Here is a 9,829-nt window from a genome sequence, read left to right on the forward strand (position 1 = left end):
CGGCAACCAGCTGAACGGTATCACGGCGGGGTTTAAGAACCTGATGAGTGATGTCATTCAGGGGGCAACCGGCGCAGTGGCCAGTCTTCCTGCCATGGCAATCCAGCGTGCTAATCCCGGTCTGTATGACATGCTGACCAATGGCGTTTTACAGGCCAATGTGGCATTCGACAAGGCCCAGTTTAATTGCCAGAACATGGCCAGACGGATGATGGATTTTGCGCAAAACAGTAAATGGACCCAATCGGCCGCGATGCAGGAATACAAAACGCAGGTGAACAGCGGGGATGCGGATGCAGTGAGGGTGAATAATGCCGGCAGCAAATCGACCGGCACAGGCGGGCATCCGTGGATTGGCGGGAAGAAGCAGGGGGGCAAGGGGCAGAATGCCATCCGGCCCACGCGGGATTTAGCCAGCGCGGGGTTTAATATGATGAATCATCTGCCGGTACTGAGTCAGGCTTCCGTCAGCCACCAACAGTGTAATGGTGGTGCCTGCCGCCAGTTCCAGAATGCCACCGAAGCGGCGGCAGCTGTGGTGAAAGTGCTGGGCGACCGGGCTATCCGTACCTGTGCCAATGCCGCAGAATGCACCAGCGGTGGGGCGTCCCAGCAACCGGGCGCAACGGTGGCCAGCACCGGCTTTGCCCCGATGCTGGAAGAGAACACAAAAACTAATATTGAACAGCTGGTGAAACTCCTCAATGGCACGGAAAAACCGACCGCCGCTAATCTGGCCAGACTGAAAACCGGCAGTCTGGCCGTGACCAAAGGGGTCATTCAGGCATTGCAGCGAGATCCGGACAGTGCCGCGTTGACCGCACGTCTGGCGGGGGAACTGGCGATGGCCGGGACCACCGAGACGGCATTGCTGATGCGGCGAATGTTAATCACCGGCATGTCAGAACCCAATGCGGCTGCCCAGCCGGAAGCCCTGGCCGAAGGGGAACGGCGGATTGAGGCGCTGGATCGGGAAATCAATGCGCTGAAAAATGAAATGTGGCTGAAACGGGAACTGTCGCGCAACGCTATCCTGACCATTATTGAACGGGAAAACCGCCGCATTGAAGCCCATCCCCAAAAGCAAGTGCCGGACAGTACCGATGCGCGTTTTTATCAGCTGGAAGTGCCCCACAGTGAACGGCGGTAAGGTGGAGTATGGCAGAAACAATCAAGTCGCATTCTATCCTGAAAGTGAAAAAAGGGTTCAGGGTATTACTGGCCATCATCGTCGTGATGGCCATCACATTGCTGATGGGCTGGGCAGGCATGGCATATCCCGAAAAAATGTCCGCGCTGAATCAGTGGATGGTGGAAACAAAATCAATTTGGCGGGTTTGGCGGGGATGCCTTTATGCCACGTTAGGCTGGGGCGGATGGAAAATTGGGCAGGTTGTAAAACGCAGACCAGAATATCGTGCTCCCTTAATGCGCATGATGGTCGCCTGCCTGTTATTGATCCTGCTGGGTGAATATGTTCTGTCAGGCCATCTTGAGGAAATTGCATGACCACCAACAGCTATCTGGAATATTTTCTGACCCTGCTTGGCTGGGTGGTCAATAACGGATTATGGCAAATTCTGATTGCCACCGGGTTGTTTACAACACCTTTAGTGATAAAGGTCATCGCGGTCTGGCTGAAAGTGAGAGAGTGTGGCGAAGAGGAAGGCCGTGGTGGATTGCAGTCACTGGCCCGGATCGAAAATACCTTGTACAGCGCCTTCTTCGTGATGGTGGTGTGCTGTGTGCCGCTGGTCAATGTCAGCCTCACTACCCTTCAGTATGACCCGTCCCGCGCCAAAAGCTGTGGCATCTGGACACCGAAAGCGCCGGATAAAAGTGGTTATGCGCCGGTGATCGCCAGCCTGAATAATCAGACGGCGGCGGTGCCCCTCTGGTGGGCCGTGGTACACCGGCTGTCAAAAGGATTAACGCAAGCGGCGGTGGCCTCCATTCCCTGCCGGCCGGATTTAAGGCAGCTGCGTTTTGAGGTGCAGCATACCCGTATCAGTAGCCCAGCACTGGCGGCGGAATTGCAGGATTTCACTAATGACTGTTATGCCCTGGCGTTGTATCAGTGGAAGCAACGGTATCAGGGACAAACCACCGAACCGGCCACCCTGCATGATATTGAATGGCTGGGCAGTCGCACCTTCTTATCCGGCGATTACCACACCCTGCAATCCCGAACGCCCCGCGCCCATTTTCCGTGGAATGAAAACCGGGACAGTGGCCGACCCAATACCGGGCAGGGCGGTTATCCCTCCTGCCAGGCCTGGTGGTCAACCCCCCAAACCGGACTGGAGGCCCGAGTATTGGCTCAGGCTGATCCGGGATTATGGCTGCGTCTGTCGGCCGCCCTCAAAATGCTGGGCAAAGAAACCCGCGAATATAAAGAGACGGTGATCCGCCGTCTGGTCAGCCCGGTCAATCTGACCGTATCTCAGGAAGGCTATGTGTATGCGGGTTATGGCGGCAATGCTGATCCTACCTTGTTGGATGCGGGCAACCGGGTTGGTGCGTCGGCAGGTGCTTTATTGGGCGGATTACTCGGTATGCCGATGTTTGATGCGGTGCGGCAGACTTTACCTATGATGCAGGCGGTGATCCTGATGGCGCTGTATATCTTAATTCCGCTGATCCTGCTGTTTGCCGCCTATGAACTTAAGACGGTACTCACACTGACATTCGCCCTCTTCGCATTGAATTTTCTGACTTTCTGGTGGGAAACCGCCCGCTGGCTGGACAGCTATTTACTGGACGCCCTGTACGGCTCAGACACTCATAGCCTGTTTAATCTGGCAGGCATTCAGAACACCTCGGACGATTTGATTATGGGGCTGGTGATGGGCACGTTGTTTATTGTGCTGCCGATGGTCTGGCTGGGCGCATTAGCGTGGGCCGGGGTGCGAATGGGCGATATGGCAGGCATGATGAGCCAGGGCGTGGGACAGGTCAGACAATCCGCCGGTATGTTCGGGCAGATGGTGATACAGAAGCTGTTGTCGAAGGGAAAGTAGTGAGACACGTTTTTGTCATAAAGGAATTGGTAATTCCACCGCAAAGCCGGATTGTTAATAAGTAAAACTTAATATATCAGGACAAAACGGAAGCGAGTGTGGGTGAAAGTTCAATTTCTTGAACAAATGATATAAACAAGTTTTATTAATCGGTTTACATTTAACCACTCATAAAATTACCTTGATAAATTAACAGGTTAATATGTAAATTATATTGACTTGTTACAATTTTCAATATATTGTTTCGAAGTGTGTGGGAATAAAAGTTATTTGCTAAATGGATTGTTATAGATTTAATGAAAAAAGATAATTGTAAAAAATCAATTTTTGTCATAGTAAATAATCATTCTAAATTAAAAAATTTAGATCCTTTTAGGAAAGAAATTTTCTTTTTAAATTTATTTCTTATATATATTTTTTCTATGGCTATATTTGATATTGGTGATCCTGTTTTTGAATATGTAGACTACATTATTGCGATAATGTTGTTGGTTTGTTTCATTGGCATGATTGTTAAAGTGGTTAATGAATTTCACCTCTTAAAAGGTGAATATAGAAATGGAGATTATGATTTTTTAAATGAAAATACTATTTTTTCATTTAAATTAATCGCATTTTTAATTTTTATTGTGGTATTAGTAATTCTTTTTTTTGTATATATATTCTTATCAGGAATTATTAAATATGACTTCTCATTAAAGCTGTTATTTTTGATTTTTTATAGTGTGATTGTATATTTAATTATGAAAATTTTTAACTAAACTAAATAAGAGAAATTTATTATGCGCGAATTAACAATTCAAGAATTTGATTTAGTTTCTGGTGCTGGTGATACAGGCCCTAGCTTCACAAATCAGGTAGCAGGGGCAGCAGCTGGAGGTGTGATTGGTAAACAGATTGGAGGTTTGGCTGGCTTTCAGGCTGGAGTTGTTGCGGGTGCTGGGGTTGGAAGTCTTTTACCTGGAATTGGTACTGTAGGTGGTGCGCTTGTTGGAGGTCTTGCCGGTAGATTAGGGGGGGGAGTAGTTGGGCAAGCTGCAGGTGCTGAGGCTGGTCGTAGGGCTGCAGGCTCATCATTTGTACGGGATTTATTTACAAGACCTCCAGTACCAGCAAGTGGAAGTCACTACTGCGGGGATACAGGCTGTAATTATTGTTAATATTAACCTAGTATCTTTTTATATGTGATTAAATTTCACTTAATAAGATTTAATTCCATTTGATATAAATAGAATGTGTGATTTCATCCCTTGAAATAAACGCATAATTATACATATTTAGATACTTCCTTAGATAATAATCTTATTATATACATCATTTTGAACTTGGGGTGTGTTTAGTATTCTTACTTATTATTTATATATACACGATAAACTTCAAGTTGCAATCCGAAAGACGACGCGAGGCCTTATATTTCCCCGCGCAGCGGAGAAATATAACATGCATCTTGAAGTTGGATTGGTATAGTGCGTTTTGATTATGATGCACAACTCATGTTCAAATTACCATAATTAATTTCTGTTAGTATCTACATTTATTGTAAAAGTAGTAAATATGATGACAATTAATTTCAATATTGAAAAAAAATATTTTTTAGATAATTTTTTTGAAAAAAAACCATATGTATTTAAGGGTATATATGATGTGAATTTTATAAACAGGCATGAAATAGAAGATATATACAATCGTTCTGACTTAAAGTCATTTGAAGGACTTAAGTTAATGTATAATGGTATTCTAGATAAAAGAGAATACATGGAATCTTATCAAGATTTAGGGAATACAAGATATAGATACATTTACTCTAAATTATATGATTATTTAAATGCTGGTGCAACATTAGTTGCAAATGGTATTATCAACGAACCTAAAATTGATTATTTAGCTAAATGTTGTTCTTCATTTACAGATAGTCATAGTTTTTCAAGTATATATTTAGCTTATGGAGAGAAAAGTTCATTTAAACCCCATTGGGATAGCAGGGATATTTTTGTAATACAACTAACTGGTAAAAAAAGATGGGTTATTTATGAACCATCATTTCAAAACCCTTTGTATGTACATCAATCAAAAGATATGGAGGATATATATCCATGTCCTTTTGAACCATATGATGATTTCGTATTAGAGGCTGGAGATGTTCTTTATCTTCCAAGAGGTTGGTGGCATAATCCATTACCTGTTGGTGAAGAGACTATACATTTATCTGTTGGAGTTTTTCCACCTTATGCCTTTAATTATTTATATTGGTTATCAAATAAAATAAATGATTTTGAGATAGGGAGAAAATCTCTTCCTAGATCATGGTCACAAGCTAAAAGTGAAATTGAGGATTTATCAAAGTTTATTTTTGAATATTTAAGTTCAGAAGAAGCATATAATGAATTTTTACAATCAATTGGCTCAGAACAAAGAATACCAAATAAATTGAATTTAGATCTATTTTGTAATAATAATAAATTACCTGATAAAGTATGTTTAAGAATAAATTCAAATAATAATTTATCTATAGATGATGGATATGTCATTTGTAATGGGATTAAATTAAATTTAGATCATGGCTCTACTGAATTACTCAAGAAAATTGATGATAATCCATATATTTCTCTTAAAAAATTACTCTCTTTCTTTGAAACAGAAATGCATGAAAAAATGAAAGAGCTGATTTATAATCTTGGTTATCAAAATATATTAGAAATTATAAATGATTTATAAAGGCGACCTTTTTCGTCAAGAGGCTTTGAAAAAAAAATCAATACCTATGGCTGGTCAAATGGTTTTGACCAGTCCATTTATATTTACTGTATTGACATACCTTTCCAGCTTGCTTGTGGTATTTATTATTATATTTATCATTTCCACTGAATATTCTAGAAAAACATCAATAAAAGGTCAGGTTTATCCTAAAGATGGAATGTCTAAGATTTACTCTAAAGAAATTGGTGTTATTAGTGATATTAAGGTTAAGGATGGACAATTTGTTAAAAAAGGGGATGTTTTAGGTGTTATTTATAAGGCTCAGTATATAAATGAAGGAACATTACAGGATAGTTTAAAAGAACAAGCAATTCTAAAGAAAAATACATTAATTAAAGAGATCAATAAAATGGAGTCTCTTCAAATTAACCGAATTGAGTTGCTTAAAAATAATCTTAATGGTTTAATTAAACAAAAAGAGCAAATAAAAATTCAGATAAAAATACAAAAAAGAAGATTAAATGATTTAAGGAAAAATACATATAGATATAGAGATTTGGAAAAAAAAGGTTTTATATCAAAAGAATATATGTCTTCGATTGAGAGTAATGAGTTAGAACAATTAGAAAGACTAAATGTAACTAAAAAGGATCTTATAGAAATAGATCGTTTAATTACTGAAAAAGAATTGGAAATTGAAGATGCTCCATTAAAAAAAATTATAGAAAGGCAAGAAATAGAAAGAGTATTGTCTTCTGTTAACCAAGAAATCTTAAATATTGAAAGTCAGACTGAGTCTGTAATAAGAGCCAATTCATCCGGTTTTGTTAATATTAACAATTTTGAGTTAGGCTCATATGTGGATCAATCAACATTACTATTGAGTATAGTTCCTAGTAACCAAGATCTTGTTCTTCATTTATATGTACCTAATCAGTCTATAGGGTTTATAAAAAGCGGAGATATTGTAAATATAAAATATTTAGCATATCCATATCAAAAATTTGGAATATTCAAGGCAAAAGTTACATCTGTTGGTCGATCTGCTATGGCTGCTCAAGAAGTAAAAAGTATAGGAAGTGTATTTCCAGCATTAAATGCCACAAATGAGCCAGTTTACTTAATAAAGGCTGAGCTTGAAAAACAATATATTGAAATTAATAAAATCAAGAAACCATTGGAGATTGGAATGACTCTTGATGCGGACATTTTGCATGAAAAAAGAAAATTATATGAGTGGATATTTGAACCTTTATTTTCAATAAATAATAGTATTTAAAAATGATAAAATTAAATCAGATTAGATTTTGGTCTTCTAATAATTTGCCAGTTATATTGCAAACAGAAATGGCTGAATGTGGTTTAGCCTGCCTCGCGTCCATTGCTTCTTTTCACGGGTATCAGATTGATTTACTTTCACTTAGGAGAAAATTCTCTATACCCCTTACTGGTATAAACCTTAATGATATTACTAACTATGCTAAAGAACTGAATCTATGCTATAGAGCAATTCGTTTAGATATTGATGAAATAGAACAACTGACACTACCGTGTATTCTCCACTGGGGGCTTAATCATTTTGTGGTGCTAAAAAAGGTATCATCAAAAAAAATAATTATCATGGATCCAAGTGTTGGTATAAGACACTTAAGCTTTGATGATTTTTCCGATTATTTTACAGGGATCGCTATTGAGTTTTGGCCGAATAATGATTTCAAAAAGGATATTTTAAAAGAGCAAGTAAATATTTCAAAGTTTATTAGAAATATATCAGGAGTGAAAAAATCAATAATAAAAATATTATTATTAGCTTTTGTACTAGAATTTTTTGCGCTTATTAGTCCATATTATATGCAATTAATAATTGACCATGGAGTTGTTTCTGAAGACAAAAATTTAATTTTATTGTTATCGTTTGGATTTGGTATATTACTCATTTTTGAACAAGTTATAACTATTGTACAGAGTTTATTAACTACATATATTAGTACTAACTTGAACATACAATGGAAATCAAATGTTTTTACACATTTAATCAGTTTGCCAATAGATTTTTTTAGAAAAAGGCACTTAGGTGACATAATATCAAGGTTTTCTTCTATTGATAGTATACAAAATACTTTAACATCTTCTTTTTTTATCTCTATATGTAATAGTTTTGTATCTATAATTACGTTTTTTATTATGTTAATGTATAATTTTAAATTGACTTTAATATCAATAATTACACTTATTATTTATATGGCTATACGAATTGCATGGTATTTTCCTTTAAGAGAAATTTCTAAAGAAAATATCGCTCATGCAGCAAAGCTAAGTTCTAACTTTATGGAGACAATAAGAGGGATAAAAACGATAAAAATTTTCGGGAAAGAAAGTTATAGATATAACTCGTGGTTATCATTATCTATTGATACACTTAATTCAAGTCTTAAAACTCAAAGATTATCTTTGCTTTTTTCTTTTATTAATAAAATATTATTTGGTGTTCAAAATATATTGATAGTGTATTTGGGTTCACTTCTTATATTTGATAATGTATTTACCATTGGAATATTAATGTCATTTTTGGCATATAAATCTCAATTTGAGTCTAGAGTTCTATCTCTTATTGATCAGTTTATTTCGTTGAAAATGCTAGGAATTCATCTTGAGAGATTATCGGATATTGTTCTAACTGAAAAAGAGTTTAATTCTGATTTATCTATGGAGGAAAAAGAATTATCTTCAAGTAATGTAAAAGTTAAAAATCTCTGTTTTAAATATAATGATAACTCCCCTTATTTGATAAAGGATTTATCTTTCAATATCCCGGCTGGAGGTTCTGCTGCTATAATAGGGGCTTCTGGATGTGGTAAGTCAACATTGCTTAATTTGATGATGGGTAGTATTCTACCTAAAGAAGGGAAAGTCATAATTGGGAATGTTGTAGTTAATGAATCTCATATTAAAAGCATCAGGAATAGTATAGGTTATGTTGCACAAGATGATGCATTATTTTCTGGTTCCATTATGGATAATATAACTTTTTTCGATGAAGAACCTGATATAGAAAAATCGGTAAATTGTGCTAAAATAGCTGCAATACATGATGATATAATGAAAATGCCGATGAAATATGAAACATTAATTGGAGATATGGGGACTGTTTTATCTGGAGGCCAAAAACAGAGATTATGTTTGGCGAGGGCATTATACAAAGATCCTAAAATTTTATTTTTAGATGAAGCAACTAGTCACCTTGATGTTGAGAATGAAATGGTAATTTCATCTAATCTAAAAGGCTTGAACATTACAAAAATAATGGTAGCACATAGAAAAGAAACAATTGAATCTGCAAATATAATTATTAATTTAAATGCTTAAATGAAACTCCTGTTCCAATATGATAATTTGTTATTCAAGGGCAATTTATCTAAAAGGAACAGGTTCACATCAATTTTGGAAAATTAAAACGTCTTCTGGCAACTAAATAGATGATCCTAATTATGCTACATTTTGGGTCATCTATTAAATAGTTAGCTGTAGTGATATGCTTCCGGCTTTTTAAGGGTGAAGCATGGTCAAAGTTGACGTCTATTGCCGTTATTGTCACAAATCAGAACATGTCAAGGGACATGGAAAAGGGAATGGCGGACATCCTCGTTATCGCTGCTATACCTGTTGTAAAGTTTTTCAGTTGGAATACACCTATCAAGCCTGTAAACCGGGCGTGAAAGAGTAAATTGTGGATATGGCAATGAATAACGGGGGAATTCATGACACCGCTCGCGTCCTGAAAGTCGCCACAGCCACCGTCATGAAAACGTTAAAAACCTCACACCCCGAAACGTAACGACACTGCCCTTTGATGGAAATAATATTCAACTTATCTGTGAAATCGATGAGCAATGGGCGTTTGTGGGGAACAAGAAAAATCAACGCTGGCTTTGGTATGCTTGGGAACCCCGCCTGAAACGAATAGTGACCCATGTTTTTGGCGATCGCAGTAGAAAACGTTAGACAAGCTACTTGCTCTCTTATTGCCCTTTAATATTCGGTTTTATTGCACGGATGATGATGCTGTTTATCATGGCCTTCCGGAAGAAAACTGTAGTGATGTGATGGACGTC

Annotated in this window: 8 protein-coding genes and 1 pseudogene; all 9 read left to right on the top strand. The window is 37.9% G+C overall.

What is annotated here, in order from left to right; genetic code table 11:
- Nucleotides 1-1,150, top strand: a 1,150-nt coding sequence (locus tag ABLA76_RS14375; protein WP_348988440.1) for an integrating conjugative element protein, incomplete at its 5' end; no start/stop codon positions are given.
- An 8-nt stretch (nt 1,151-1,158) separates the two neighbouring features.
- Complete coding sequence (locus tag ABLA76_RS14380; RefSeq protein ID WP_348988441.1) at nt 1,159-1,509, top strand: hypothetical protein; 351 nt, start codon at nt 1,159-1,161, stop codon at nt 1,507-1,509.
- Entirely contained in the window at nt 1,506-3,020 is a 1,515-nt protein-coding gene (locus ABLA76_RS14385; RefSeq protein WP_348988442.1) for a conjugal transfer protein TraG N-terminal domain-containing protein, read from the top strand. The genes ABLA76_RS14380 and ABLA76_RS14385 overlap by 4 nt, the downstream gene beginning before the upstream one ends.
- A gap of 296 nt (nt 3,021-3,316) precedes the next feature.
- Entirely contained in the window at nt 3,317-3,781 is a 465-nt protein-coding gene (locus ABLA76_RS14390; RefSeq protein ID WP_348988443.1) for a hypothetical protein, read from the top strand.
- A gap of 21 nt (nt 3,782-3,802) precedes the next feature.
- Complete coding sequence (locus ABLA76_RS14395) at nt 3,803-4,180, top strand: hypothetical protein (RefSeq protein WP_348988444.1); 378 nt, start codon at nt 3,803-3,805, stop codon at nt 4,178-4,180.
- 394 nt (nt 4,181-4,574) lie between these two features.
- Nucleotides 4,575-5,735, top strand: a complete 1,161-nt coding sequence (locus tag ABLA76_RS14400; RefSeq protein WP_348988445.1) for a cupin domain-containing protein — start codon at nt 4,575-4,577, stop codon at nt 5,733-5,735.
- A complete protein-coding gene (locus ABLA76_RS14405; RefSeq protein ID WP_348988446.1) occupies nt 5,725-6,996 on the top strand; it encodes an HlyD family efflux transporter periplasmic adaptor subunit in 1,272 nt (423 codons plus the stop codon). The genes ABLA76_RS14400 and ABLA76_RS14405 overlap by 11 nt, the downstream gene beginning before the upstream one ends.
- Nucleotides 6,997-6,998: 2 nt before the next feature.
- Nucleotides 6,999-9,083 (top strand): peptidase domain-containing ABC transporter, encoded by a 2,085-nt coding sequence (locus ABLA76_RS14410; protein WP_348988447.1) that lies wholly within the window; start codon nt 6,999-7,001, stop codon nt 9,081-9,083.
- Nucleotides 9,084-9,276: 193 nt separating this feature from the next.
- A pseudogene (locus ABLA76_RS14415) lies at nt 9,277-9,829 on the top strand (IS1 family transposase); the annotation flags it as partial.

The organism is Xenorhabdus sp. SGI240 (assembly GCF_040081915.1).
Taxonomy (GTDB): domain Bacteria; phylum Pseudomonadota; class Gammaproteobacteria; order Enterobacterales; family Enterobacteriaceae; genus Xenorhabdus; species Xenorhabdus bakwenae.

Coding starts and splice junctions, on each gene's coding strand:
- ABLA76_RS14385 (WP_348988442.1), top strand. CDS start 1,506: ATGACCACCAACAGCTATCTGGAATATTTTCTGACCCTGCTTGGCTGG.
- ABLA76_RS14405 (WP_348988446.1), top strand. CDS start 5,725: ATGATTTATAAAGGCGACCTTTTTCGTCAAGAGGCTTTGAAAAAAAAA.
- ABLA76_RS14400 (WP_348988445.1), top strand. CDS start 4,575: ATGATGACAATTAATTTCAATATTGAAAAAAAATATTTTTTAGATAAT.
- ABLA76_RS14390 (WP_348988443.1), top strand. CDS start 3,317: ATGAAAAAAGATAATTGTAAAAAATCAATTTTTGTCATAGTAAATAAT.
- ABLA76_RS14395 (WP_348988444.1), top strand. CDS start 3,803: ATGCGCGAATTAACAATTCAAGAATTTGATTTAGTTTCTGGTGCTGGT.
- ABLA76_RS14380 (WP_348988441.1), top strand. CDS start 1,159: ATGGCAGAAACAATCAAGTCGCATTCTATCCTGAAAGTGAAAAAAGGG.
- ABLA76_RS14410 (WP_348988447.1), top strand. CDS start 6,999: ATGATAAAATTAAATCAGATTAGATTTTGGTCTTCTAATAATTTGCCA.